Annotated in this window: 23 protein-coding genes; 14 read left to right on the top strand and 9 right to left on the bottom strand. The window is 40.4% G+C overall.

The genetic code is table 11. The annotated features are described in order from the left end of the window. Positions 1-73: 73 nt before the first annotated feature. Positions 74-1,072 (bottom strand): tRNA dihydrouridine synthase, encoded by a 999-nt coding sequence (locus AC0VYV_RS22135; protein WP_475366259.1) that lies wholly within the window; start codon positions 1,070-1,072, stop codon positions 74-76. A 577-nt stretch (positions 1,073-1,649) separates the two neighbouring features. Here AC0VYV_RS22135 and mqo point away from each other — a divergent pair. The 4 genes from mqo (at position 1,650) to AC0VYV_RS22115 (ending at position 5,941) form a co-directional block, all read left to right on the top strand. Continuing rightward, positions 1,650-3,212 carry a malate dehydrogenase (quinone) gene (gene mqo, locus AC0VYV_RS22130; protein WP_475374325.1) on the top strand — a complete coding sequence of 521 codons (1,563 nt, stop codon included), beginning with the start codon at positions 1,650-1,652 and terminating at the stop codon, positions 3,210-3,212. Between the two features lie 210 nt (positions 3,213-3,422). Beyond that, a complete protein-coding gene (locus tag AC0VYV_RS22125; RefSeq protein WP_194218179.1) occupies positions 3,423-3,683 on the top strand; it encodes a DUF4190 domain-containing protein in 261 nt (86 codons plus the stop codon). 494 nt (positions 3,684-4,177) lie between these two features. Beyond that, positions 4,178-5,365, top strand: coding sequence for a ParM/StbA family protein (locus AC0VYV_RS22120; protein ID WP_194218180.1), 1,188 nt, complete (start codon positions 4,178-4,180; stop codon positions 5,363-5,365). A 12-nt stretch (positions 5,366-5,377) separates the two neighbouring features. Beyond that, positions 5,378-5,941, top strand: a complete 564-nt coding sequence (locus AC0VYV_RS22115; protein ID WP_194218181.1) for a hypothetical protein — start codon at positions 5,378-5,380, stop codon at positions 5,939-5,941. Positions 5,942-5,989: 48 nt separating this feature from the next. Here AC0VYV_RS22115 and nagE read toward each other — a convergent pair whose 3' ends face one another. Continuing rightward, the gene (nagE, locus tag AC0VYV_RS22110; protein WP_475374324.1) at positions 5,990-7,855 is read right to left on the bottom strand and encodes an N-acetylglucosamine-specific PTS transporter subunit IIBC; all 1,866 of its coding nucleotides are present in this window, start codon (positions 7,853-7,855) and stop codon (positions 5,990-5,992) included. Between the two features lie 185 nt (positions 7,856-8,040). Here nagE and nagA point away from each other — a divergent pair, with 185 nt between their 5' ends. The 4 genes from nagA to AC0VYV_RS22090 are packed head-to-tail and all read left to right on the top strand — an operon-like array spanning position 8,041 to position 11,479. Further along, a complete protein-coding gene (nagA, locus tag AC0VYV_RS22105) occupies positions 8,041-9,249 on the top strand; it encodes an N-acetylglucosamine-6-phosphate deacetylase (RefSeq protein ID WP_475374913.1) in 1,209 nt (402 codons plus the stop codon). Next, on the top strand, positions 9,236-9,970 hold the full coding sequence (gene nagB / locus AC0VYV_RS22100; protein ID WP_475374323.1) for a glucosamine-6-phosphate deaminase: 735 nt from the start codon (positions 9,236-9,238) through the stop codon (positions 9,968-9,970). Before nagA ends, nagB begins: the two co-directional genes overlap by 14 nt. 15 nt (positions 9,971-9,985) lie before the next feature. Then, positions 9,986-10,708 (top strand): GntR family transcriptional regulator, encoded by a 723-nt coding sequence (locus tag AC0VYV_RS22095; RefSeq protein WP_194218185.1) that lies wholly within the window; start codon positions 9,986-9,988, stop codon positions 10,706-10,708. Between the two features lie 21 nt (positions 10,709-10,729). Further along, positions 10,730-11,479 carry an SIS domain-containing protein gene (locus tag AC0VYV_RS22090; protein WP_475374322.1) on the top strand — a complete coding sequence of 250 codons (750 nt, stop codon included), beginning with the start codon at positions 10,730-10,732 and terminating at the stop codon, positions 11,477-11,479. A gap of 423 nt (positions 11,480-11,902) precedes the next feature. On the opposite strand, the gene liaG is transcribed toward AC0VYV_RS22090, so the two are convergent. Continuing rightward, positions 11,903-12,757, bottom strand: coding sequence for a LiaG family protein (gene liaG / locus AC0VYV_RS22085; protein WP_475366257.1), 855 nt, complete (start codon positions 12,755-12,757; stop codon positions 11,903-11,905). A 138-nt stretch (positions 12,758-12,895) separates the two neighbouring features. Here liaG and AC0VYV_RS22080 point away from each other — a divergent pair, with 138 nt between their 5' ends. Further along, a complete protein-coding gene (locus AC0VYV_RS22080; RefSeq protein WP_475373156.1) occupies positions 12,896-13,126 on the top strand; it encodes an excisionase family DNA-binding protein in 231 nt (76 codons plus the stop codon). A gap of 48 nt (positions 13,127-13,174) precedes the next feature. Here the strand turns inward: AC0VYV_RS22080 and AC0VYV_RS22075 are convergent, their stop codons facing one another. Both AC0VYV_RS22075 and AC0VYV_RS22070 read right to left on the bottom strand, forming a co-directional pair. Then, the gene (locus AC0VYV_RS22075) at positions 13,175-13,543 is read right to left on the bottom strand and encodes a VOC family protein (protein ID WP_303532760.1); all 369 of its coding nucleotides are present in this window, start codon (positions 13,541-13,543) and stop codon (positions 13,175-13,177) included. Positions 13,544-13,808: 265 nt separating this feature from the next. Further along, on the bottom strand, positions 13,809-15,263 hold the full coding sequence (locus AC0VYV_RS22070; protein ID WP_475374321.1) for a phospholipase D family protein: 1,455 nt from the start codon (positions 15,261-15,263) through the stop codon (positions 13,809-13,811). 165 nt (positions 15,264-15,428) lie between these two features. On the opposite strand from AC0VYV_RS22070, the gene AC0VYV_RS22065 reads away from it, so the two are divergent. The 3 genes from AC0VYV_RS22065 (at position 15,429) to AC0VYV_RS22055 (ending at position 19,539) form a co-directional block, all read left to right on the top strand. Next, positions 15,429-16,955: an RQC-minor-2 family DNA-binding protein gene (locus tag AC0VYV_RS22065; protein WP_475374320.1), complete on the top strand. Its 1,527-nt coding sequence runs from the start codon at positions 15,429-15,431 to the stop codon at positions 16,953-16,955. Between the two features lie 161 nt (positions 16,956-17,116). Further along, a complete protein-coding gene (locus AC0VYV_RS22060) occupies positions 17,117-17,911 on the top strand; it encodes an ABC transporter ATP-binding protein (protein WP_430245440.1) in 795 nt (264 codons plus the stop codon). A gap of 143 nt (positions 17,912-18,054) precedes the next feature. Next, positions 18,055-19,539 (top strand): hypothetical protein, encoded by a 1,485-nt coding sequence (locus tag AC0VYV_RS22055; protein WP_475374319.1) that lies wholly within the window; start codon positions 18,055-18,057, stop codon positions 19,537-19,539. Between the two features lie 81 nt (positions 19,540-19,620). Here the strand turns inward: AC0VYV_RS22055 and AC0VYV_RS22050 are convergent, their stop codons facing one another. Together AC0VYV_RS22050 and AC0VYV_RS22045 are read right to left on the bottom strand one after the other, a co-directional pair. Continuing rightward, positions 19,621-20,955 carry an MFS transporter gene (locus tag AC0VYV_RS22050; protein ID WP_430245443.1) on the bottom strand — a complete coding sequence of 445 codons (1,335 nt, stop codon included), beginning with the start codon at positions 20,953-20,955 and terminating at the stop codon, positions 19,621-19,623. Between the two features lie 86 nt (positions 20,956-21,041). Then, positions 21,042-21,164, bottom strand: a complete 123-nt coding sequence (locus tag AC0VYV_RS22045; RefSeq protein WP_255622932.1) for a hypothetical protein — start codon at positions 21,162-21,164, stop codon at positions 21,042-21,044. Positions 21,165-21,298: 134 nt separating this feature from the next. Here AC0VYV_RS22045 and AC0VYV_RS22040 point away from each other — a divergent pair, with 134 nt between their 5' ends. Continuing rightward, complete coding sequence (locus AC0VYV_RS22040; protein WP_475374318.1) at positions 21,299-22,495, top strand: class I SAM-dependent rRNA methyltransferase; 1,197 nt, start codon at positions 21,299-21,301, stop codon at positions 22,493-22,495. Positions 22,496-22,572: 77 nt separating this feature from the next. After that, the gene (locus AC0VYV_RS22035; RefSeq protein WP_475373151.1) at positions 22,573-23,190 is read left to right on the top strand and encodes an NAD(P)-dependent oxidoreductase; all 618 of its coding nucleotides are present in this window, start codon (positions 22,573-22,575) and stop codon (positions 23,188-23,190) included. A gap of 33 nt (positions 23,191-23,223) precedes the next feature. Here the strand turns inward: AC0VYV_RS22035 and AC0VYV_RS22030 are convergent, their stop codons facing one another. Together AC0VYV_RS22030 and AC0VYV_RS22025 are read right to left on the bottom strand one after the other, a co-directional pair. Next, a complete protein-coding gene (locus AC0VYV_RS22030) occupies positions 23,224-24,438 on the bottom strand; it encodes an iron-containing alcohol dehydrogenase (RefSeq protein ID WP_430245449.1) in 1,215 nt (404 codons plus the stop codon). Positions 24,439-24,456: 18 nt separating this feature from the next. Continuing rightward, positions 24,457-25,983: an aldehyde dehydrogenase family protein gene (locus tag AC0VYV_RS22025; RefSeq protein ID WP_475373150.1), complete on the bottom strand. Its 1,527-nt coding sequence runs from the start codon at positions 25,981-25,983 to the stop codon at positions 24,457-24,459. Position 25,984: the final 1 nt, after the last annotated feature.

The following is a 25,984-nucleotide window of genomic DNA, read 5'->3' as shown; positions in this document are numbered from 1 at the left end:
GAGAAAAGCACGAATGGCTCTCCTCTCCTGTAACAATCTAAGAACGATTTGGTTCAAATGACTCAAACTTTACTCAAGAAATAGAAAAATTTTCACTTTTATTTGATCTTTCTTTTTCTTTAAATTCATCAAGAAGAGCACGCACTTCATCAGTGGATTCAGTGCTCATAAGCTGATTCCTTAATTCACTTGCGCCACGGAATCCTTTTACATAGATCTTAAAAAAGCGGCGAAGCGTTATAAACTGACGCGTTTCTAGTTCTGCTGAATATTTATCATGTAAATCGAGCTGCAATCTAAGAAGATCAAGCAATTCTTCACTCGTATGCTCTTTCTTCTCTGTTTCAAAAGCAAACGGATTATGGAAAATCCCACGCCCGATCATAACGCCATCCACGCCATACTTCTCAACAAGTTCAAGTCCCTTCTGACGGTCTGGAATATCGCCGTTAATCGTCAGAAGCGTATTTGGGGCAACTTCATCTCGAAGTTTCTTGATCTCCGGAATCAGCTCCCAATGCGCATCAACATTACTCATTTCCTTTTTCGTACGAAGATGGATGGAAAGATTAACAATATCCTGTTCTAGAAGGTGCTTCAGCCAGTGACGCCATTCTTCCACTTCCGTATAACCAAGGCGAGTCTTTACGCTGACGGGCAATCCCCCCGCTTTCGCTTCCTGGATGATGTCCGCTGCAACATCAGGACGACGAATGAGTCCGCATCCCATCCCTTTAGTGGCAACATTAGGAGCAGGACAGCCCATATTGATATCCACTCCACGATAACCCATTTCTGCCATGCCAATGCTCATTTCTCGGAAGTATTCGGGCTTGTCTCCCCAAATATGGGCAACAATTGGCTGTTCATCTTCTGTGAATGTCAATCGTCCTCTTAAGCTGTCTTTTCCTCTCGGATGGCAGTAGCTTGCAGTATTGGTGAACTCTGTAAAAAACACGTCAGGTCTCGCTGCTTCACTCACAACATGTCGAAAAACAACATCCGTCACAGCTTCCATTGGAGCAAGAACAAAAAATGGTCGAGGCAACTCGTGCCAAAAATTATCTTTCATAGTATATCTGAACCCTTTCCTTAAGGGAAAACAAGTTCCCAAAATTAAAAAGTAATAATGTTTCTATCTTATCCATTACTAGTTAGACTGAATTTAACCATTATATACTTTAAAAGCATTCAATGAAAAGTGCAAGAGGAAGAGTCGTCTTGTGTTTAAGTAAATCGACATAGAAACAAATCAAAACTCTATAACCTCTGGATAAGAACAAACAGACTTCAAAACGGTTAATGACGGGGCTAAAAGGGAAAATAGTTAGTGTGATTCCAAACAAGAATTTGGTTTGTTAGGAATTCTATCTTGGATAATATTTATTTTTCATGGTAGAAGTTGGTCTTTAAGCTACCTGGGATAGTAAATTTTTTTAAATAAGAATGATCCTACCTTATTTAACTTTATAATTTCCGATGTTAGTTTCTGTATTGTTTTTCAAGCCTCTTATTCTTCAAATAACGTGTAAAAATTAGTAAAAACGCATCAGATTATTAGATATTTTTTCTACAATTATAACAATTGACTATGATAAGGTATAATTAAGATAGAACATGTTGTGTACCTAAGAGTCGCCTTGCTTTTTATGACATGTGAGCATGAGCGCCTATTCTTTTTATTACAAATAAATGAGACAAGGAAGGGTATCATGAGCAAGAATCAAAAAAAAGACATTATCTTAATTGGTGCTGGAGTCATGAGTGCGACTTTGGGATCATTACTGACAGAATTAGCACCTGATTGGAACGTTAAAGTATTTGAAAAACTAGGAAGTGCAGGAGAAGAAAGTTCTAATGAATGGAATAATGCGGGGACAGGCCATTCTGCACTATGTGAACTAAACTATACTTCTGAAAAGACCGATGGGTCGATAGACATTGAGAAAGCTGTCAAAATCAATGAGCAATTTCAGCTTTCAAAACAATTTTGGTCTTATTTAGTAAACAATCAATTGATTGATAAACCACAGGACTTTATCAAGCCTCTTCCTCACATGAGCCTTGTTCATGGGGAAGATAATGTAAAATTTTTGAAAAAGCGATTGGAAGCGTTGTCAGCTAACCCATTGTTTAAAGGAATGGAATTTTCGGACGATCCTGAGAAACTGAAAGAATGGATTCCACTCATCATGGATGGAAGAACGTCAGATGAACCGATTGCTGCGACAAAAATTGACTCTGGTACAGATGTCAATTTTGGAGCGTTAACGCGCATGCTGTTTGAGCATTTAGAAGGTGAAAATGTAGAACTTCACTATAAGCATAGCGTAGAAGATATTAAACGAAATAGTGATGGCATTTGGGAAGTAAAGGTAAAGGATATCGACAACGATAATCTTGAGTATCACACAGCTGATTTCGTCTTTATCGGCGGTGGAGGAGGTAGTCTACCACTACTACAGAAGACTGGTATTCCTGAGTCAAAACATATTGGCGGATTCCCGGTAAGCGGACTCTTCATGGTATGCAATAATCCTGAGGTGATTGAGAAGCATCATGGAAAAGTGTATGGAAAAGCCAAAGTTGGCGCTCCTCCTATGTCTGTTCCTCACCTTGATACAAGATATATTGATAACAAAAAAAGCTTGTTGTTTGGACCATTTGCGGGCTTTTCACCAAAGTTCTTAAAAGGCGGGTCAAATTTGGATTTAATAGGCTCAGTTAAGCCCAATAATGTGTTAACAATGATGGCTGCTGGTTTAAAAGAGATGGGCCTTACAAAATATTTAGTGCAACAAGTCATGTTATCAGATGAAAAACGTATGGAAGAAGTACGTGAATTTATTCCAACTGCCAAAAGTGAAGATTGGGATATCGTAACGGCTGGTCAACGTGTGCAAGTAATTAAAGATACGGAAGGTGGAGGAAAAGGAACGCTTCAATTTGGAACAGAGATTGTTAGTTCCTCTGACGGTTCCATTGCTGCGCTTCTTGGCGCTTCTCCAGGTGCTTCTACTGCTGTACACGTTATGCTTGAGATATTCGAGCGATGTTTCCCAGAGATGATGGCTGATTGGGAACCCAAAATTAAAGAAATAATACCTTCATATGGCAAGTTACTAGGAGAAAATCCTGAATTATTCAAGGAAATCAATGCCTCAATAGTACAGACGCTTGCTCTCAATGAAAGTGAGCCCGCTTATAGTTAAGTTGTGATGAAATAGAGGAGGATTTGTAGCCTTATTTGCTAAAGAAACCCTGATTATATTTGGCTTAGTTGAAAAATACACAAAAAAAGCATGTAGCAATTAATTGCTACATGCTTTTTTTAATGGAATAAAATCAATGCCACTTTAATAAATTCAATTATGTAAAAAAATAGGTTTCTAAAAAGAGATGATTTTTAGGGGGGAATTGATATGGAAGGAAATGTGAATGTAGCTCCACAACCAGAGAGCAATGGTCTCGCGGTATCTTCGATGGTGTTAGGTATTATTGGACTTGTGCTTTTTCTAGTGCCAATTATTCCTTATCCTTTGGCAATATTGGCCATCATTTTTGGAGTAATTGCGAAGAAAAACCCTCTTAAGAAAGGATTTGCCGTTACAGGGTTAGTTACGGGAATTGTTACGTTAGGTTTGAAAATATGGTTTTGGGCAGGAGTTGCCTCATTAATGTAACGTGTTTGAAGGGAAGGGGAGGGATTAGTTTCTCTCATCTTCCTTTTTCTATTTCTACTTCCGAACCTTTACAGAACCTTTACAGAAAAGACTTAGTTTGTTTTACTCTTCCTTTCTTTAGGATTTCAATAAGTTGATTTAGTGTTTCTGCTTAAAATCTATAGATTGTAAAGAATATTAGGGGGAACTTAAAAAGACGAGTAGAACTTAAAAAGTAATGTATACAGAAAACGTACACATGCAAACAAAATCGTGTACTTGTAAACGAAAAACGTACACAAGTATACAAAAGTGTACGCATGTTGATTTGTAGGGATGTAAACATAATTGTTTACGTGTATACAGAAAGTGTACACATGTAAACGTATTTGTGTACAAGTACACAAATTTGTAAACTAGATAGAATGACTCATTGACTTCATTTGCAAATTTCTATAAATTTTAAGTTAATAGTAGAAATACTAGATTTCAAATATGAAAGGATGGATTATTTTATGAGTAATTCAAGAATTGCAGCAGTCGATGTAGGTAACGACTCGTTAAAAGGAATCTATGGAAAACTTGAATCTGATCTATACATACCAAACGTAATTGCTAGAGATATAGAAGATCGCCCTGTAATTGGAATTGAAGAGTTGGATACTAAAGATCCGCTTGATGGCATTCATATTCGTGTACACTCCCCTGCTCTACAAGATAACAACGCGATCTATCGGGTTGGCAATCTGGCGACAAAGAGTGACAACCCAACAGAATTAGATCCAGGAAGCGCAAAATCAGAAGAGGATCAAACTCTTGTAATGTTGTTTGCATCACTTGCTCTAGATGCTGTTGATCCAAAGAACTCAGCAAATTTCAGAAATCAGAACGGCGTTGTGGATGCGAATTACACGCTTGGTACAGGACTTCCACTACGTGAAGTGAAAGAAGGAAAGGACGTTGGATATCGCTCAAGACTTCTAGGATCCGTCCACCAGGTAGAATTTCTTGTAACGCCTAAGTACCAAGGAAAGAAAGTTAATATTAAATTTGATGAAGTGAAGGTCTACCCTGAAGGTTTTGCTGCTTACATTAATCTTGTAATGGACAGCGATTTAAACATCATTAATAAAGACTTAATTGATAAGCGTATTTTGATTCAAGATATCGGTGGTCTTTCTACTGACATCGCGGTTATTAAGAATCGTAATGTCGACGATGATAAGGCGCAGGGCTTTAATCTTGGAGTTGCTGAGTCACTAGAAGCCATTCGTGAGGAAATCCGCTCTAAGCATGGTGTGGAGCTCGACAGCCGTCGAGACGTAGTAGATATTATTACGAAGAAAAACGATCGTAATCATATTATGGTTCGCGGAAGTCGTACAAGCGTTCATGATATTACGGATCGCATTTTACTAGAACTAGCTAAGAAGCAATATCGCCATCTTCGTAACGTTTGGCAGAAGAACTCTCAATCTGAAATCTGCTATTTCGTTGGTGGTGGCTCCATTGTTCTAAAAGATTACCTTAAAACATTGAATAACAATCTTGATGGCTACAATATTGATTTCTTTGAAGATGAAAAAGAAAGCATTTGGATGATGTCGAATGCTTACTACAAGCTCATCTCTGACTTTAATCGTAAGAATAATAAAGACAAGCCCCAGGAAAAGAGAGAAGAAAAGAACAAGGTCAAAAACTAGTAGGGTGATTTGATGAAAAAGGCGGGGATGACGGGGATTCAGAGAGGACAGGCGATTACATTTCGTCTTCCCTCTGATACACCTGATCATATTCTAAAGCAGCTTCAGAAGTTAAAGGACGAAGAAAAGCGTAACTTCTCAAGCCGCGTTGCGGAGTATGTGTTAGATGGTGTCACGCAAACGATAAGGCGCGATAATGATGCTATTACTGTGCCTTTGCCTAAGGGATTAAGCAAAGCCCAACGAGATTGGCTTAAGCATGAGCATTCAGAAGCGCTTCTTGGCAACATCGTTTACCAAATTTTATCTGATCCAGTGCGGGCTGCATCACTCCTTGCATCTTTTAACAGCAACTCGATTGATATTGATCAGGCGCTTTATTTGCAAGATGAAGTTTCGAAAAGGACTATGCCAAAAGACGTTTATGAACCGATTGAAGCACCTTCCAAGTCGTCTGATGATGATTTGATGAATTTTGATTGGGATCAGGCGCAACAGGAGCAAAGTTCAGCGGTAGAGGAAGAAGAAAGCGCAGATGATTTGCTCGGCGGATTTCTTGATAAAATGAATAAATAAAAAAAAGAAAGGCAGCGGATATCCGCTGCCTTTCTTCGTTTTTGGCGATTAATCAATCGAAATGATTCCACTATCGCCTTGATTAATATTACCGGATTTTTTGATTTTCAACTTTTGTAAATTCGTGAAAATGACTGGAGTTGCAACTGAAGGTACGGAACGTCTGACGCTACTTAAATCGACCGTCATAAGCTTATCGCCTCTCTTAACTGTATCCCCTTCGTTTACAAGTGTTGTAAAGCCTTCTCCTTTTAAGTTGACGGTATCAATTCCTACATGGATCAATATCTCAACGCCGCTATTCGACTTAATGCCGATTGCATGCTTTGTAGGGAAGATGCTTATAATCTCACCATCAACAGGTGAAACGAAATGTCCGTCTTCAGGAAGAATTGCGAAGCCATCCCCCATCATACCTGCAGAAAACACTTCATCTGGAACTTCCTGCAGTGGAATAATTTTTCCTTTGACTGGCATGACGAAATCTTGCTCAGCTAGCGTTTTTGTAAGATTGATAGTTGTATCGTTGCTCTCTTTAGAAGCATGTGAATTTGTTCCGCGCATTGCATCTGCAACAAATTCCACATCAGTTCCTACGATGATCTGCAAGTTGCGGTTGTTAACTTTCACTACACCTCGAGCACCGTGACGCTTTAATTCTGCTTCGTCTACTTTTGCCATGTCATTCATTTGTAAACGGAGTCTTGTTGTACAATTATCAATAGATGAGATGTTATCAATGCCACCAATGCTGCGGATAAAGTGACCTGCCATTACATCGTATTTGTCTTCTTTTGTAGCTGGTGCATTTGTTGGATATGACATGTCTTCATCTTCACGTCCAGGTGTTTTGAGATTTAATTTTTTAATAAGGAAATAGAATACAACAAAATAGATTCCTCCGTAAATGATCCCAATAACAAGGAGTAAACCTGCCTTCTGTGCCAAGCCGTAATTTAGGAAAAAGTCAATGGCTCCTGCAGAAAAACCGAAGCCGTGATGGATATCCAGCACATACGCCAGAACCATCGAACTGGCAGTTAATAGAGCGTGAATCCCATACAATAATGGTGATAAGAACATAAAGGCAAATTCAATTGGTTCAGTAATCCCTGTTAAGAAGGATGCAAATGCGATCCCGATTAACATCCCGCTTACTTCTGCTCTTCTATCCTTTTTAGCAGCTGCAATCATTGCAAAACACGCTGCAGGAAGTCCGAACATCATAATTGGGAAGAAACCAGCCATAAATATACCAGCAGTTGGATCTTCTGCAAAGAATCGATTCAAGTCTCCAGTTGCACCGTTGTATTCACCAAAGACAAACCAAACTAAACTATTAAGGACGTGGTGTAGTCCGAATGGAATAAGTAGTCGATTTAAGAATCCGAATGCACCAACACCAAGTGCTCCTGCATCGATAATCCATTGTCCAATCGAATTAATGCCCTCTTGAATCGGAGGCCAAACAAATCCAAATATCCCTGCTAGAATAACCATTGCTGTTGCTGTGACGATAGGGACAAAGCGTCGTCCACCAAAGAAACCAAGCCAGGTCGGAAGTTTAATATCATGAAATCGATTATAAAGAAGTCCTGCAACAATACCAGAAAGGATTCCTCCAAGTATCGCCATATTAATATTCTCATTAACTGCTTGAGTTCCCTGTGTAAGAACAAGATAACCGATGGCACCGGCTAGACCGGCCGCACCATTGCTGTCTTTAGAAAATCCAATGGCTACACCTATTGCGAAGATAAGTGCGAGATTATCAAATATGGCTCCCCCTGCTGCTGCTACAAATGGAATACCAAGTAAGTCATCCTGCCCTAACCTCAATAGCAAGGCAGCAGCCGGAAGTACAGCAATTGGTAGCATTAAGGACTTACCAATACGTTGTAAAGCTCCGAGCATTTACGTTCAACCCCTTTCGAAATTTGAAAACGTTTTATTGTCATGTTCATCATAACAGCACTAAATATAGTTGTCTATACCAATTTCCTTGTGCAGGACGAATTTGGGTTTATACTGGTATAGACAACTGTACTTAATGGTGGTACGATTTTAATAACAAGATGAACCGAAAAAAGGAGTGTCTCATCGTGAATGAAGCGTGTTTTGTTATTGATCATGTGACAGTTTATAGCGAAGAACAAACGATCCAAAACGGCTATCTTAAAGTCGATAACGGTAAAATTATTGAAATAGGTCATACAGATGAACGTACTATAGCAGGACAAGAAAAAGTCTATTCGTTTAATGAAAGTGTATCTGTGCTTCCTGGAATGATTGATGTCCATATTCATGGCGTGAATGGAGCCGATACGATGGACGCTTCTACTGAAGCGCTTGATACTATTACGAAAGCACTTCCAGCTGAAGGAACAACGAGCTTTCTAGCAACGACTATTACTCAGGAAGCAAAAGCGATTGAGTGTGCTATTCAGAATGCAGGCGAGTACTTAATGGAGAGACAACAACCAGGACATGCGGAAGTACTTGGCATTCACTTAGAAGGTCCATTCCTTAATAGTAAGCGGGCAGGTGCACAGCCGCCACATGCCATGCAGCAACCAGATGTGGATGTATTTAAAACGTGGAATAAACTAGCAAACAACACGATTAAGCTAGTTACCCTGGCACCTGAAATAGAAGGTGGCATGGAACTTGTTCGATATTTAACAGAAAGAGGTATTGTGGCTTCAATTGGTCATTCCGATGCTTCATATGAGCAGGTCATGAAGGCAGTTGAATGTGGTGCCTCTCACGTTACCCACCTCTATAATGGGATGAGAGGTCTCCATCATCGTGAACCGGGTGTAGCAGGTGCTGCTCTGTTAAGTAAGCAATTGAAAACAGAAGTGATTGCAGATGGGTATCATGTGAGACCTGAAATGATTAAGTTAGCTTATTTTCAAAAATCAGATGCTGGGATGATTTTAATCACCGATGCGATGAGAGCCAAATGTCTAAAAAATGGTCGCTATGATTTGGGTGGACAAGATGTTGAAGTGAAAGATGGTAAAGCGCTATTAGATAATGGAACTTTGGCAGGTAGTGTGCTGAAAATGAAGGATGCACTTGCTAACATCCAGGCTTTTACCGGCTGTACTCTTGAAAACGCGATAAAAATGGCATCGGAAAATCCTGCGAAACAGCTTGGTGTTTTTGATCGAAAAGGAAGCCTTGCCGTGGGAAAAGACGCAGACTTTTTCTTACGATCCAATGATGGAGAAGTAATGATGACATTTTGTAATGGACATCTTGCATATACGAATAAAGGAGATGTAGAAAATGAGAATCATTGAAGCACATGACTATGAGCATATGAGTGAACTGGCAGCGAATTATCTTATTGATAAAATTCATACACATCCAAGTATGGTTTTGGGACTTGCGACTGGAGGAACTCCGCAAGGGACTTATAAGCATTTAATTCAGGATCATCAACGAAATCATACTACCTACAAGGAGATTACTACTTATAACCTTGATGAATATGTCGGTTTTTCAGCTGATAATCCGAACAGCTACCATGCTTTCATGTATGAGAAACTTTTTGGGAAAATCGATATTCCAAGTGCGAATATACATCTTCCAAATGGTACGGCGATTGATCTTAATGATGAATGTAAAACATATGAAGAAAGCATTAAAGAGTCAGGTGGAATTGATGTGCAACTACTCGGAATGGGTAGTAACGGGCATATCGGATTTAATGAGCCTGGGACTTCTTTTGAAGCTACAACACAAATAGTTCAGCTAGCTCAATCTACTAGAGAAGCCAACGCTCGTTTTTTTCACGATATTAACGAAGTACCACATGAAGCTATTACGATGGGGATTGCAACCATTATGAAAAGCAAAGAGATTTTGCTACTTGTTGCTGGTGAAGCAAAGAACGAGGCAATGAGGAAATTGGTTGAAGGTGAAGTGGACGAATCCTTTCCTGCATCGGTGTTAAACAGGCATTCTCATGTTACAATTATTGCTGATAAAAAAGCGTTATCAGGCGTAACAGTGCGCTGAAAGGAGTTATTTCCGATGATTGATAAGACGTCCCCATTACCTATTTATTATCAGTTAGTTGAGTGGATAAAAGGACTGATTGAAAGAGGCGAGTTAACCCCAGGAGATTCGCTTCCATCCGAGCGAGAATATGCAGAGCGCTTTGGCATTAGTCGCATGACAGTAAGACAGGCCATTACAGAGCTGGTTAATGAGGGTTACCTCTATCGACAAAAGGGAGTAGGTACCTTTGTTGCTGAGAAAAAAATTGAGCAACAGCTGATGGGGTTAACAAGTTTTACCGAAGATATGAAATCACGTGGCATGGAACCAAGTAGTAAACTAGTAGGGTTTGAAATTGTACCTGCTCCACCTTATATATCGGAGCAGTTAAAAATACAGGATCACGCACCTGTTTACGAAATTAAACGGGTCAGACTTGCTGATGGTATCCCAATGGCACTTGAGAAGACGTACATCTCGGCTAACCTTGTAAAAGGGTTGACGGAAGAAACTGTACAGCACTCTTTATATCATCACATTGAAAATCAGCTAGCGATCAAGATTGAGGAAGCGACCCAAGTGTTAGAGTCTTCTGTAGCAACTCAGCAGGAGGCAGAATACCTAAATATACAAAAAGGAGCACCGATACTGCTCATTCAGAGGAATACGAAACTAGCGGATGATACACCGCTTGAAGTAGTGAAGTCTTCGTACAGAGCAGATCGGTATAAATTTATGATTACACTTAAGCGTTAATTTCATTGAGGAGGCGTTCATTTGTTTCATGATTACTTCAACAAAATTAGAACATCCCTTCAAGTAATTGAAGAGAAAGAAGCCGTTTCTATGGAGCGAGCAGCAGTCGCTCTAGCTGATAGCATCGAAAACGGAAAAATCATTCATGTATTTGGATGTGGACATTCTCACATGATGGCGGAAGAAGTTTTTTACCGTGCAGGTGGGCTTGTGCCAGTTCGTCCTATTTTTATTGAAGACTTAATGCTCCATAGAGGCGGAACGAGATCTTCTGCTCTAGAGCGAACGAATGGATTAGCCCGGGAATTCATGGCGGACCAGGATATTCAAAAAGGCGATGTAGTGATCGTTGTATCGACGTCAGGTCGTAACCCGGTTCCGATTGATGTTGCCCTTCTTAGTAAAGAAAGAGGAGCGTACGTTATCGGCTTAACCTCACGAAAAGCTTCAAATGGACAATCATCTCGTCACAAAGAAGGAAAGTACTTGTACGATGTAGTAGATCAAGTGATTGATAACCATGTTGAGGTGGGTGATGCGGTGATTCAAGATACAGAGAATCAAGTCTCATTTGGTTCAATCTCTACCGTTATAGGAATGGGGATCCTGAACGGTATTACTGTAGAAACTATTCATCAGTTGATTGAACGGGGAATAACTCCTCCTGTGTTTAAGAGCGGGAATGTAGACGGGTCAGATGAATCGAATCAGGCATTGGTTGAGAGATACAAATCACGTATTCCGCTCCTCGAAGGCAATCAAGATTTTTAGCAAAAAAATCTCTTATTTTAAAGACTATGTAATTGAATGTTGTTGATATTAGACTCATTTACGCCCTGTGGTGACCAATCGGATTGGTCATCATAGGGCGCCCTTTCAGTAGAGCTGAAAAGTGGTTTTTTTCTTTATAGCGAGGTATTTTGTAAGCTTGCTTTTTATGCTTTGTTTCTGATTTCTGAATGAAGAGAATGCTCAAGATTCCTATAATGGTAATGAGCGTTCCACCGAGTATAATTACGAAGGCAGGGCTATAAATATTACCTAGAACATGTTAAGGAATATTTTCATGGAAATAATTTGGTGATGTGAAATGATAAATGCCGTTATAGTAACCGACGAGTAAACCAAATCGTTTATTTTCCATTGAAAACTCAAAAATAACCTGCCATCCTATTGGAAAGCAGGTGTTCCTTTTTAATAAACGCTGGCGCTTCCGCTTGAAAGGGATATCTTCACGTGATACTTCCCTGAACCATGTACTCCTGATATTTCCTTATTGCTAATCGTCTGCTCTTCTAAAGTGAATTTGGTTGAGATGTCCCCGCTGCTTGCCTCACTATCCAATGTGAAATCAGCATTGTCCGGAAGGTCCAAATCAACATCACCTGAACTAAGGTCAAACGATACATCCCCTGTTAACTGATCCATTTGAACTTTCATGTCACCTGATGACATTTCTCCCTCAAGTGGGCCAGAATAATGGGTTAAAATCACGTCTCCAGAACTTATATCAAAGCTTCCCTTTTCGGTTGAAAGTCGATCAATGATAAGACGACCAGATGAGCCGTCATGCTCGAAGCTTTTTGTTTCAAGGTTGGAAAGTTCAACATCACCCGAACTCATATCAATATCTACTTCGTTTAAAATGGTAGGATTTTCTTCATTATTGAAGACAACACTTCCTGAGCCAACCTCAAGCTTGAGATCGTGTTTAAAGTCTTCTGGGAGGTAAACAGTAACATCTGATCCCCCGTTAAAGTTAAAAAACTTATACCACTTTCGCTTCACTTCAACTTCAATCGCATTTCCCTTCTTTCTCACCGAAAGCTCTCCACTACCATTTAAGGTTGCTTTCACATCATCACGTGATTCAGTGACTATGTTCATATCACTGCTGTGCGTCAAAATACTAACTTGATTAATTCTTTCACTTAACTCAATGCTGTTCTCATCACTTCCTCGTGCAAAAAGAGAGGTGTTTTCAAATAAAATTAATAAAACCGCCCCTACTGCAAGCAACCCAACAATGACCATAAATCCACTTCTCACTATATTTCCTCCCCGAGTTTCCGTCGTTATGCTATTCCCTATGGTAATCTTATAGTAGTTCAAGTCATCTAAACATCATCTAGAGTATTAAATTGGAATAAGACTTGAGACGTAATGACGTATATTGGAGGCAGGCGCATGTACCTCACTATTAAAGAAACGGCAGAATATTTATCTTTACCAGAATCCTATATCGAAACGCTCATTCGAGAGAAGCGCGTTCGCACCATTTTTGATGGTGAGCAATATTTGCTATATAAAGAGCAGTTTAATACTCATTTTGAACAGCTGGAAAAAATGAAGAGACAATTAGAAGAAGAAGCCAATGAGCCGCTTCCAGAAGATCCAGATGTAAAAGATGAAGATTAAGTAAGGTTTAGAACTCAAGTAAGAAAGGATGCCACCGGCATCCTTTCTTTATTTTGTTAGCACTTCACTCATGATGGCATGTGTGTTTTGCTCACTATCTTCAAAAAACGCCATCCACGTTTCAACGTCATCTGTTTTCGCAACTAGGTGAGGTTTACTAATGAAAATCACCCCATTCTTCATTAAACGTTCGTAGCTTTTCTCAATATGACTTACTTCAAAATAAAGAACTGAGCTTGCATGTGCGAAAGTTTCTTTCTCTGGAATACTTAGTAGCAAGCGCAGCCCATTACAATCAAAAAAAGCCATCTGATTTGTTTCAAATAATAATTTAAGTTCCAAATGCTCTTTGTAGAATTGGACCGCTCGCTCCATCTTTTTGACGGGAATCGCTATTTGGCTCACCTGTTTGATCATAAGAGAAATCGTCCTCCTAATTATCTGGTTATTTTCTATTTCTCTCCAGTCCGTTGAATCTCCTCTAATCTTTCGTTTAGGTAATAAGAAATCGGGAATAAAGGATAGTACTAGAGGAGGGTATCCTTTTATGAGAAATTTGATTAAAAAAGCGATTAAATACGGTCCCATTATTTATCCGATTGTAAAGAAAATGCGAAATAAAAGAAGAACAAGGTAACCTAAAAATCCCCGGGAAATTTTTCCCGGGGATTTTTAATGATAGTTAATATGTGGTTACTTGGAATAATTTTTGAAGAATATACATGACATATTTATAGGGGGAAAGAGAGTTTTGATATTTTTCGTAGTCAGCTGTATAGGTTCCATCTTTATTTGACCAAATTCGCTCAAAATAGCGGTCAACATCCTGGACGACTTTAGTATCGTTAGGTGCTTTTAAATGAATATTCGTTTCCATATTGTAATCATCCAGGTTTCTAGAGGTATAGTTGCCTGATCCACCGATGATTGTGCTCTCTTTATTTCCTTTTATATACAATAGTTTTGTGTGAAATTGCTCTTTATTTGTGTCATACCAGCGGATTGTAAGATGCTCACTTCCTTGTTTCTCTAGCTCAGCTGTCACAGGAAGGTTAGGTAAGCCGATTTTTTGCTGTCCAAAGGCATTTTGATTGGGATCTAGTACGAGACGTACGTCGACCTCTCGTTCGGTTGCGTCAACAAGCGCATCAACGATATCCCGGTCTGCCAGATAAAACATTCCAATATAGATCAGCTCTTCTTTTTTGGCATCATCAATAGCTGTCACAACACTATCCTGAATTTTACTTTCTGTCACAATTTGAGCTTTAACATTAGAAGCAGCCTCGGGACTCTCATCGGTCAACTTAGTGTCTGGAAATGACGATACGTTTCCTCCAGAATAGGCGGCAACTGCTTTTTCAGTTTCGATAAGGTCATTTAGAATCTCGCCTTTCACTTTAAAGGCAATGTTAGAATGAAAACCGCTCGCATCATGAGGATTTGCAGACATGATAATACCCGCATCTTCTGTAGTCACCGTTTTACGATGGTTCGCTTTCACATTAAGCAATTCTAGATAAGATCGTGCAGTGACTTTTGGTGCTGAAGGTGCCATTGGGTTTGGAAGCCATCCTTTGCCTTCTTGCCCAAACCAGGTGATCCCCATTCTCCAAAGCCCTGAATAAAATAAGTTTGGATCTCGCAGCCGATCAAGATCAGTGAAAATAACTTCGGCGCCCATTTCCTTAATTTTATTTATTTGGTCAGCCTCGTGAGATCCATATGTTGTGTTCACTTCATCGCTAATGAGGACAACCTTCAGGTTAGGCTTCGCCTTCATTACTTCAACTACTGTATTCGCTAAGTCTTCACTGATTTTTGGATAATCTCTTTTCCCGTCCGTGTATCCGTTAAATAAGAAAAGGTCTAAAATAAGGAAATCATCGGCTTCTTGAATCGTACTGTTGATTTCATCAAAAATACTATGATCATAAACTTCTTTCTCCTTTTTGTCGTAAGTTAAGTCAAAAAGAAACTCGATGTCTTCATCATTTATTTGATGAACTTCACCTGCGTAGGATACGCCTTCAGGTAAAGGCTTGAAGCGGTGATAAGTGATAACGCCTACATAAATAACTAAAAATATAATGAATATCATCCAACGTTTTTTGCGATACCATGATCGTTTCTTCATATGTAGTGCTCCTCAGTTTCTATTTTCTCTTTATATACCCCGCGCCGTACAAATGTATCCCTCCTCTGAATGTGTTTTTTTGCATGCTGTAAGGTTGTTTCCATACCAAATTCCGCCGTATACTGTTGGATAAACAGCTGAAAGACAGAAAGCGGGTTTTGCATAATGACAGTTGAACATCATACTTATCATTTTGATGCCTATCCGATGTTTGCGTTTGTCCCAATGGGAAAGAAAAATAAACGAATTAGAACGGTAGGTCAGAAAGTACAAAAAGGCATGATTCATCGTCTTCACGAACATGTGAAACGGAAGGTTGGCGCTCTTATCCAGGAAGAGAAGCAGAAGTTGCAAACGTTTCTTGAAAAGGAAAACGAAGCCGTTTTACCTATTCCTTTAAATAAAGAAGATGAGCTTTACCCACATCTTACCAAACCAGAGCAATTATTGTGGCAAACTTTTTCACCGATGCATGGCCTCCCCATCCATAACAATTCTACTTATCAAGAGTTTTATTTACAGTTATCAACGGAAGATCTTGATCGTCATCTCGATCGGGTTATTCGAGATTACCTTTTTTGCGCGGAGTTAGCTGAAAAGTCTCGTGTAGAATGGGAAGAGCGCATTATAGAGGCGTATCAACTTCATCCGTTTATTCAATTGGCTAGAGAGAAAGAAAACGTTGTAAAAGCGGTTGAAAGGATGAATCACTCGCCTCTTATCTCCCTTTTAAATTCTCCTGAAGATCTTGCTTACTGGCGACACCGAGTCGACATTGTGATGAGACCTTACCGCGAAGTTCCAGATGAATGGTTATGGACCGAAAAGGGAGTTTGTCATCATGAGAAGAAGATGATGCTTCACCCTTCTAGTGGTGATGTTGAATTTTATTGTGAGGCCTGCGGATATGCGATTTATTATGATATAGAGGAAAACCTTGTCCATTTTAACGAGGAAATTGACATTGACCGTGCGAAGAAACGTATCGGAACGATTGAACGACAATTCAATGAAATGGTAGACAAGACTCCACGTTTAGTAGAAAAAATAGAGGAAGTGTCTCAAGCGATTCAAGCATTCAAGCCGTATGCACCGCTTTATGCTGAAGTGCTACAAGTTCAGCATACTTTATCAGAAGAAGAACTTGCTTTATTTGAAGCGCCATCTACGGTTACGGTTTATCAGCAGCTCAAAAGCGTGAGACTGCCAGAAGATCGAGCAGGCTCACCACTTATTTGGTTTTCCCATGTATTAACCGATACCATAGCACCTTTTAAGCCTCGGACAGTTTTTCCGGATTTGGATCAAAGAGAAATCACCTTTGTTCGAGACTACCTGGAAAAAGTAAAGTCAATCAGTCAAAATGTCCCTTCGAATGAGGAAGAGTACATGAATGTAAAGCAACATACGATGACAATTGGCGAGATGAAGTTATTGCTTCACTTCATTATCGGGCATGAAAATGAGCCACTTCATGTGCTCTCAAAAGTCTTTACCGGACAAGCAACAAATGCGATACGAGCACAAAGACTACATGAAAATGAGGTGTTCGGTCTTTTACAGAATTGGCAAGAAAAACATGTTGTCAAAGGGATCAAATACATGGAGAAAGACGGCTTGCTGCTTAAGATCTCCAAAGGCTATGGGCTGACAAAGAAGGCCAATCGAATGTTAAGTAGAGAGGGCGAATAGCTCAAAAAGACGATGTGAGTATCATCGTCTTTTTTTTGACGAAATGAATTTTCGGTGTGAAAGGACCTGATTATACTACCTAAAGGGTTTGTGGACAGGATGAAACCTTTTATCGTACGTTTCGTAGAAATAAGTAGAAGTTTACATATGGAGGGGATTGTATGGAACACGGACCGGGAAAAGTACTTTCTTTGAAAGGATTGACGAAGTGGTACGGAGAAAAGCTCGTTCTAGATAATATTGATCTTGATGTTTATGAAGGGCAAATTATTGGTTACATTGGTCCGAATGGGGCTGGTAAGAGTACCACTGTTAAAATCATGCTCGGATTAGAAGCTACTTACGCTGGTGAAGTTGAGATATTTGGAGAAAATATTAAAAAGAATAGCGTTGATTATAAAAAGAGAATCGGGTATGTTCCAGAATCGGCGGACCTTTATGATAACTTATCTGCCCAGGAGTACCTAACGTTTACAGGTGAACTCTACGGATTAGATGCTGATACAGCGGAATATAAAGCTAGATTGCTGATGAGAGTGTTTGAGCTTGAAGACGTTTATGAATCTCGTATTTCATCCTACTCAAAAGGTATGAAGCAAAAAGTCTTACTGATTTCTAGCTTGCTTCATGACCCTGATATTCTTTTTCTCGATGAACCGATCAATGGTCTTGATGCGAATAGTGTCATGGTATTTAAAGAAATCCTTGCTCAGCTTGCGGCTCAGGGGAAAACGATTTTCTACTCTTCACACATTATGGAGGTCGTTCAGAAAATTAGTAGCCGTATTCTCCTTCTAAATGATGGCAAGATTGTTGCGGATGGAAGCTTTGAACAGCTTCGTCAAAAAAATAAAGAGGGCTCACTTGAGGAGATATTTAATCAATTAACAGGTTTTAATGAGCATCAAAATCTTGCGGGAGATTTTGTGCAAATCGTGCAGCGTGAAGATGTATGAAGAACTTTCCAACACTAAAGATTCTTGACCTCTTTCGGTTCCTATTTGAGCGGCTGGATATTGATTATCCAACCTTGCGTCGAATACTTCAGGTAAAGCTAACGATGGATGGGAGACGCCCTACTACGATAATGAGCCAGAACATGAGTGGGAACAAAAAGAAAGATTCCAACCAGTTTCTTAAATCACTCTGGTTTTATGCTTTTATTGGGCTAACGTTGATTCCGATCCTGTTTTTTGGTGACAATTTTATGTTTCAGATGAGCTTGATTTTCGGTGTTTTAATGTTTTTAATTATGACGGCGATGATCTCAGATTTCTCTTCTGTTCTTTTAGACGTTCGAGACCAAACGGTTATTGGCACAAGACCTGTCGATCGTCGAACGATTAGTGCAGCACGGGCTGTCCACGTTACGATATATTTATTTTTCTTAACGGCTGCGATTGTTGTTGTTCCACTTATTGTAGGAACTGTGCAGTATGGAATTTTATTTGGAGTGTTATTTGTCGTTACAGTGTTTTTTAGTGATTTGTTAATTGTGGCGCTGACAGCGCTGCTGTATTACATCATCTTAAAATTTTTTGGCGGAGAACGCTTAAGAGATGTCATTAATTATGTGCAAATAGGGTTATCGATCACCATCGTAGTCGGTTATCAAGTACTTGCTCGTGCTTTTGAATTTGCGGGATTACAGGTAGGCTTTTCACCAACATGGTGGAATCTCCTTTTACCGCCAGTTTGGTTTGGCGCACCGTTTGCTGTAGTGTTGAATGGGGCTAACGGAGCTTATTACTATATCTTTATCGCATTAGCTATTTTGATACCACTAATCGCTCTGTGGCTATATTTATCATTGTTACCTACGTTTGAGAAGAACCTTCTTAAGCTCATCGATCAGACTGGCCCATCGAAAAAGAAGACATTTAAGGGAATGGAACATTTGGCTTCATTTATCACGCGAAGCAGAGAAGAGCATGCGTTTTATCAATTTGCGGGGAGAATGCTAAAGAATGAACGTGATTTAAAACTGAAGATCTATCCTTCTCTTGGGTTTGCTATGATCTTTCCTTTTGTTTTTCTGTATAATAGCTATTCTGCTGGGCAGTCATTTGAAGCCCTTACTTCAGGTAACTCCTATTTAACGATTTATGCGAGCATGATGATGGTTCCGGGAATAGTGATCATGCTTCAATATTCGAGTAAAAGTAAAGGGTCATGGATTTATCATGTCACACCTATACAAAATTCTGGCGTGATTATTAAGGGTACGTTAAAGGCTTTTCTACTTCGCCTATTTGCACCTGTGTTTGTGGCTATCAGTGCGATTTATACCTTTTTATTCGGTTTTCGAATTATTCCAGATTTGATCATCGTATGCTTAATCGCTCTTATTTATAGCGTCATTTGTTTTCGAATATTGAAAGGCACGCTTCCTTTTTCGGAGCCTTTTGAATCAGCCGGGCAAAGTGATGGTTGGAAGACTATCCCGTTTGCGTTATTGATCCCTGTATTCTGGGTCGTACACTTCATACTAACCAAAGTTCCATTCGGTACCTGGGCGTATCTCCTTGTTCTTGCGTTTATCTTACCGCTTATTTGGAATAAGGGATTGAAACATAGCGAGTGACAGGCACTCCCCGATTCCTGTCGAATCAATAACCCACCTCATCATGAGGTGGGTTATTTAGTCTCCTAGTGCTTAGATGATCTATACTGAGGTTTTCAATTTGCGGGCGTATATCCACATGATGATGGCTGATAGTGCCATTAAGATAAATAAGAAGATATACGTTAGCTGGAATGATTCTGTACTATATGTTAATCCGTTAAGTTCAAGCATGATCCCACCAGCTACAGATCCTGAGGCGCTCCCAACAAATTGTATGAGCTGTTTCATACCAATGCCAGTGGCGATCTCTTCAGAAGGAAGAATGCGCGACACCTCGTTCGTTGTACTAGATGAAAGGCTTGAGAAGCCGAAACTTGTGAACATATAGCCAATCATAATCATGTATTCATTTAGAGGTGATAGGAAGTAGAAAATCACGGTGGAGATGAGAAGCAGACCGTGAGCAAGATAAATCACTTTCATGTTTCCGTATCGATCAAGTAGTCTTCCAACATAAATAGCGGCAACTGCTGAAAGCATGGCGCCTGGAAAAATAATATACCCTACGACAGAAGGTCCTTTTTCATAAACGTTCTGAAGCATGAGTGGCATAAGAAGTAAAATGGCAAAGTGGGTTGTGAACCCAAGATAGCTCATATACAATAGCTTTCGATATCCTTTGTTTTTAAAAAGAGACGGTTGAATAAAAGGAATATCTGTTCTTGTAATTCGAAGCCAGAGGAGTCCGCCTACGATAATGCCCAGAGCTAAAAACAGCCAATTAAAAGTTGAAATATAGAGTAGAAAGCTTGTAACAGTAGCCCCTGTCAATAGTCCTCCTATAATGTCAAAGCTTCCTTTACGAACCTCCTCTTCCGGAAGACGACGAAAGAGAATTGGTATGAGTAAAACTACAAATAAAGTTACAGTGAAAAGATAATTCCAATCAAGATACTCCGTTACGACGCCCCCAACAACAGGGCCAAGTCCGAACCCGAGAGATGATGCTGAAGCAATCATGGCCATCGCCCGTCCGCGACTTGAAAATGGAATGAATCGTCCCGCAAACACCATAGATAGTCCAGGAATTGCAGCTGCTCCGGTTGCTTGTAAAAGACGTGCAGCTAATAGTAGTGGAAATGTCTCTGAAAAGAAGCCAAGAACTGATCCGAGTCCAAATATGACAATCCCTGCAATTAAGAGGCGTCTGATCGGTAGATAATCCGATAGACGAGTATACGTAATCGTGAAAATTGCGAGGATAATGGAGTATCCAGACACAATCCAGGCGCCATCTGCAGGGGAAAGGTTAAATTCAGTTAATACATTTGGTAAAGCAACATTAAACATTGTTGTATTCATGACAACAAGCCAGACCGCCACACTTAAAAGAAGAATGGTTTTGAAATAGCTTGAAGTTGTTTTCTCGTTCATTAAAACCCTCCTGATGCGTTAGTAAAGCACCAGCTTATTGTAAACGATAAGCGCATGATTCGTCTCATTTCACGGTTTCAATGAAATTAACTCTTTTCTTTCTTCATCTTTTTAGCCAACATTTCTTTTGCCTGGTTATAGGTAAGCCCTGAATTTGCATTAAGACGTTTCACTGTCTCAATATCCGTTCCTGTTTTCGTTTTCACCATTCATCACCACCTTTCGTCGTTAGTTTCTGAATGAATCGATCCAATTATCCAGAGGGAAGTTCGGTTTATGGAGCAGGTAGGTTACGTGATATAATGCAAGCAGATAAAAAAACTCGAAAAGTTAGGATGACACGATGAGGAACGAACGAAGCGTGCAGGTGCAAGCAAAGCATCAAAAGAAATTTTTTAAAGGATATCCCCTTATATTCAAGGAAGCGATTGAGAATGCAGACGTCTTGAAAGAAGAAGGGACGATTCTAAGACTAGAAGATGAGAAAGGTCAGTTTATTGCAAGAGGCTATTATGGAAGGCAAAACAAGGGGTATGGCTGGGTGCTCTCACAAAATGAACAAGAAGCAATTGATCAGGACTTTTTTGTGAGGAAAATCCAGCAAGCCCTTCGTCATCGTACTTCGTTCTTTGAAGATCCAACAACAACGGCATTTCGTGTGGTGAATGGGGAGGGAGATGGCCTGGGAGGCGTAACCATCGATTATTTCGACGGTTATTATCTTATTAACTGGTACAGTGAAGGGATATATTCGTTTAAAAATGTTGTAGTAGAGGCGTTAAAACAGCTTGTGGATTTTAAAGGTATCTATGAGAAGAAACGCTTTGACGCGAAAGGTCAATATGTAGAAGATGATGATTTTGTTGAAGGAGAACGCGGCGAATTCCCGCTAATTGTGAAAGAAAATGGTGTGAACTTTGCTGTGTATTTAAATGAAGGTGCCATGGTTGGAGTATTTCTTGATCAGCGCCCTGTTCGAAAGTTAATCCGTGATCAATACGCGAAGGGGAAAACAGTATTAAATACGTTCTCCTACACAGGTGCTTTCTCGGTATTTGCGGTTGAAGGTGGCGCGACGGGTACTACAAGCGTTGATCTTGCTAATCGAAGCTTGAATAAGACGATCGAGCAGTTTAGCGTTAACGACATTGATTATGAAGAACAAAACATCCTCGTGATGGATGTATTTAAATATTTTAAGTACGCCGTTAAAAAGAATTTATCTTTTGATATGGTGGTTCTTGATCCTCCAAGCTTTGCACGTTCTAAGAAACATACATTTAGTGCTGCTAAAGATTATAAAGATCTGTTGAAAGATGCGATTTCAATTACGGAAGATAATGGTGTGATTGTCGCTTCAACGAACTATAGCGGCTATGATATGAAGAAGTTTAAAGGGTTTGTTGATCAGGCATTTAAAGAAACGAACGGTAAATATGAGCTGCTAGAAGAATTTACACTACCTGAAGATTTTCGTACGATTAAAGAGTTTCGTGAAGGAAACTATCTTAAGGTTGTTTTCATAAAGAAAATTAAATAGGGTATTTGCGTTTCACTGATATCTATTAACGGGGATAAAAAGATAAAGATCGTTGAATAGAGGGAGAGGTCGTACTCATGAAACTAATTGTATTCGGAGCTACAGGCGGTACAGGAAATGCTTTTGTGAAACAGGCCATTGCAGCGGGCCATACCGTCACTGCATTTGTTCGAACACCTTCAAAACTTGAAACGACTCACAAAAATTTATCAGTTGAAATTGGCGATGCGATGCAGTCAGCTGATGTGAAGCAGGCGATAACTTCTGACGTTGATGCCATTATTTCATGTTTGGGTGCTAATGGACTTGGAAAAACAACAGATCTTTCTACAATGACGGCAAATATCCTCGATGCGATGAGCATTCATGATGTAAAGCGGATCGTTTATATGGCTTCTGCTGGGATTAATAAAGAGATTCCTGGAGTGACAGGGTTTGTTGCAGGCAAGCTGTTGCAGAACGTCCTTGCTGATCATCGAAGAGCAGTCGACCTTCTTGCTGCAAGTGAAGCAGAGTGGACAGTGGCTCGTCCAATGGGATTAACGAATGATGATCGGACTGGAGAGTATCGGAAAGCGCGAAGTGGCATTCCAAAAGGCGGACGTCGCATCGCTCGATCAGATGTAGCTGATTTTATGCTTCATACCGTAACAGATCATCTCTACATTCGAGAATCGATCGGACTTGCATACTAAGAACCGTGAAGCTTAAGCTTCACGGTTCTTTCGTTATACGAATACCTTCTGGGAATGAATGACGCGCTCGCCAACTGCGCGAATTAATTCTGGTGGAAGTGGATAATTGAGAGCAGCAGGATCCATTTTTACCGCTGCGATTGTAGCGTCAAGTGCATCAAGCTTAATGTCATAATCTTTGAAATTAGCTGGAAGACCAACGTTCTGCTGCATTTCTTTTAGTTTATGAATGACAGCTTGTAGCAACGTGTCATTATTCTTGCCGGTTGTCTCTAAATGAAGGGCACGAGCAAGTTCCTTTATTTTTGGGAGATAGAGATCAGGGAGCATTTCCATTACAACCGGAAGAAAAACGGCATTCGCAAGGCCGTGTGGAATGCGGAAAAGAGCTCCGTACGCATGCGCAAAATTATGCACAGGAATGGCATTAAGGGCGAAGCTAAATGCCGTTATACCCATCATACTCGCTTGGAGCATTTCCATACGTGCTGTGAGGTTATCTCCCTGGTTGACGGCAGTTGAGAGATGTGACTCAATCAAGCGAATAGACTGGAGGGCATAAGCATCAGTTAGCGATGTGGCTGATGGTGAGGCGAATGCTTCAATTGCGTGAGTTAACGCATCAAATCCAGTAAAAGCCGTAATAATAGGTGGTAATCCCGTTGTCAATTCTGGATCCAATATAGCCATATCGGCATTAATAAATGGATGAATAATGTTTGTCTTCATCTTGATTTCTTCGTTATAAATCACGGCAATAGGAGATACCTCTGATCCTGTACCAGCGGTTGTAGGGATCGAGATGTGGGGAATTGGTATATGAGTGGCCTCTGGCCAGGATAAATAGAGAAGTCCTCCTGGAATAGCTTCTTTAATATCTGTTAATCCGTTGTGAAGGGCGTATTTCACCCCTTTTACGGTGTCCATCACGCTGCCACCGCCAACAGCGAGTAGCCCATCCGCACTTACTTCCCTGGCAAATTTAAGCGCTGCATTAACATCATGACTCCCTGCATCTTGATTGATATCAAGATAAATCCCTGCAAGTTCAGGGCCAGTCCCATGTGGTGTCAGATCGAATATCTCTTTGATCTTTTCAACGACACCAGCTTTTTCAAGTCCGTGGTCACTAAAGAGAACCACACGCTTTGCTTGAAGTCCTCTGAACAGATCGGGTACAAGTGCCCGAGTGCCTGCCCCGCTATGAATGGCCGTTCGAAGCAAATATTGAGAATATGTTAATGTCATACGGTTTTACCTCCTTTATTAAGATTGGTTAGAAAAGAGAAGACTGTACCAATTTCTCCGTTCGATTTCTGGCACCATGGAGGTGTGCACATGCTTCACCTGAGTATATGCGTCAAGAGAATGCTTGCCCATTTCTCTACCAATGCCACTTTGTTTGTATCCGCCAAACGGTGCATCATTTCTGAGCATATGCCAATCATTTATCCAAACAACACCGGCACGCAGTTTTCTTACGACCTTATAGGCTTTATTCACATCAGTTGACCAAACACCTGCTGCTAGTCCGTAAATCGTATCGTTCGCCATACGGATGGCATCATCAACATCGCTATACCGGATAACAGAAAGCACAGGCCCGAAGATTTCTTCTTGGGCGATCGTCATGTCGTTCGTGACATCGGCAAAAATTGTTGGAGAAATAAAATGTCCTTTCTCACAGCCCTTCACGTTAACTTCATTCCCGCCACATATAAGACGAGCCCCTTCCCGCTTACCTTTCTCAATGTAAGATAAGATAGCTTCTTTTTGCGTAGCAGAAACCACCGGACCCATATCTGTCGCCGGATCAATTGGATTCCCAATCACAAGCTTCTCAGAAAGCTCTTTGAGTCCATCGATTACCTGATCATACAGTTTATCTGGAACAAAGAGTCTCGTTCCGGATTCGCACAATTGACCAGAGTGAAGGAAGACACCGAACAGACTGCCAGGAAGGGCGATTGAAAGATCTGCATCATCCAGGATAATGGAAGGTGATTTCCCACCAAGTTCAAGCGTTGTGTTCTTCACTGTTTTAGAAGCTAAACTCATAATGTGACGTCCCACTTCAGTAGAACCAGTGAAAGCTATCTTATCGACTTTGGGGTGCGTAGCGAGTGGTTCACCAACGTCTTTTCCACTACCCGTGACAACATTTATCACTCCTCTGGGAACTATTTCAGAAATAATTTCAGCGAGACGGAGCGTTGTAAGTGGTGTATAACTCGCTGGTTTAATAACGATGGTGTTCCCCATGGCAAGCGCAGGTGCGATCTTCCACGTTGCAATAAGCATAGGCATGTTCCATGGCGTTATGGCGGCACAGACGCCGATTGGCTCACGCCAGATAAAGTTATGAGCTGGTCCTGGAAACGGAGGAGATGGCAGTGTTTCTGAATAGGTGTAATCGAGCACAAATTTACCGAGAGTCTGGAATAGATCCACCATCTGAATGATGTCATTGGATCCAAGTCTTCTAACGGTGCCACCTGAAGAGAGCGCTTCTAAGGCAACAAGTTCTTCTGCATTTTCCATGATTTTCTGAGCGATGGAGTAAAGGACTTTCGATCGCTCTTTTGGAGGCATCTCCCGCCATTCTTCATTATCGAATGCTTTGGATGCTGCCTCTACAGCTCGGTCAACATCTTTAGCGTTACCGCTCGTTACTTTTGCGATTACATCTCCAGTAGCAGGATTCATCACCTCGAACAGTTGACCACTTTCTGAAGGAGACCATTCTCCATTAATAAAAAGCGGAAATGACTTTATTTCTACGTTTACTGACATA

Source organism: Anaerobacillus sp. QJM3NY_17, from assembly GCF_056173665.1.
The sequence above is the reverse complement of the archived record's forward strand: the minus strand, read 5'-3'. Positions and strand labels throughout refer to the sequence as shown.

What these genes read in the sequence shown, in the direction of transcription:
- AC0VYV_RS22035 (WP_475373151.1), top strand. Translation starts at nt 22,573, where the DNA reads ATGAAACTAATTGTATTCGGAGCTACAGGCGGTACAGGAAATGCTTTT.
- AC0VYV_RS22025 (WP_475373150.1), bottom strand. Translation starts at nt 25,983, where the DNA reads ATGTCAGTAAACGTAGAAATAAAGTCATTTCCGCTTTTTATTAATGGA.
- AC0VYV_RS22075 (WP_303532760.1), bottom strand. Translation starts at nt 13,543, where the DNA reads ATGATCAAACAGGTGAGCCAAATAGCGATTCCCGTCAAAAAGATGGAG.
- nagB (WP_475374323.1), top strand. Translation starts at nt 9,236, where the DNA reads ATGAGAATCATTGAAGCACATGACTATGAGCATATGAGTGAACTGGCA.
- AC0VYV_RS22050 (WP_430245443.1), bottom strand. Translation starts at nt 20,955, where the DNA reads ATGAACGAGAAAACAACTTCAAGCTATTTCAAAACCATTCTTCTTTTA.
- AC0VYV_RS22040 (WP_475374318.1), top strand. Translation starts at nt 21,299, where the DNA reads ATGAGGAACGAACGAAGCGTGCAGGTGCAAGCAAAGCATCAAAAGAAA.
- mqo (WP_475374325.1), top strand. Translation starts at nt 1,650, where the DNA reads ATGACATGTGAGCATGAGCGCCTATTCTTTTTATTACAAATAAATGAG.
- AC0VYV_RS22125 (WP_194218179.1), top strand. Translation starts at nt 3,423, where the DNA reads ATGGAAGGAAATGTGAATGTAGCTCCACAACCAGAGAGCAATGGTCTC.
- AC0VYV_RS22115 (WP_194218181.1), top strand. Translation starts at nt 5,378, where the DNA reads ATGAAAAAGGCGGGGATGACGGGGATTCAGAGAGGACAGGCGATTACA.
- AC0VYV_RS22055 (WP_475374319.1), top strand. Translation starts at nt 18,055, where the DNA reads ATGAGTGGGAACAAAAAGAAAGATTCCAACCAGTTTCTTAAATCACTC.
- AC0VYV_RS22080 (WP_475373156.1), top strand. Translation starts at nt 12,896, where the DNA reads ATGTACCTCACTATTAAAGAAACGGCAGAATATTTATCTTTACCAGAA.
- AC0VYV_RS22095 (WP_194218185.1), top strand. Translation starts at nt 9,986, where the DNA reads ATGATTGATAAGACGTCCCCATTACCTATTTATTATCAGTTAGTTGAG.
- AC0VYV_RS22030 (WP_430245449.1), bottom strand. Translation starts at nt 24,438, where the DNA reads ATGACATTAACATATTCTCAATATTTGCTTCGAACGGCCATTCATAGC.
- AC0VYV_RS22060 (WP_430245440.1), top strand. Translation starts at nt 17,117, where the DNA reads ATGGAACACGGACCGGGAAAAGTACTTTCTTTGAAAGGATTGACGAAG.
- AC0VYV_RS22065 (WP_475374320.1), top strand. Translation starts at nt 15,429, where the DNA reads ATGACAGTTGAACATCATACTTATCATTTTGATGCCTATCCGATGTTT.
- AC0VYV_RS22120 (WP_194218180.1), top strand. Translation starts at nt 4,178, where the DNA reads ATGAGTAATTCAAGAATTGCAGCAGTCGATGTAGGTAACGACTCGTTA.
- AC0VYV_RS22045 (WP_255622932.1), bottom strand. Translation starts at nt 21,164, where the DNA reads ATGGTGAAAACGAAAACAGGAACGGATATTGAGACAGTGAAACGTCTT.
- AC0VYV_RS22070 (WP_475374321.1), bottom strand. Translation starts at nt 15,263, where the DNA reads ATGAAGAAACGATCATGGTATCGCAAAAAACGTTGGATGATATTCATT.
- nagE (WP_475374324.1), bottom strand. Translation starts at nt 7,855, where the DNA reads ATGCTCGGAGCTTTACAACGTATTGGTAAGTCCTTAATGCTACCAATT.
- AC0VYV_RS22135 (WP_475366259.1), bottom strand. Translation starts at nt 1,072, where the DNA reads ATGAAAGATAATTTTTGGCACGAGTTGCCTCGACCATTTTTTGTTCTT.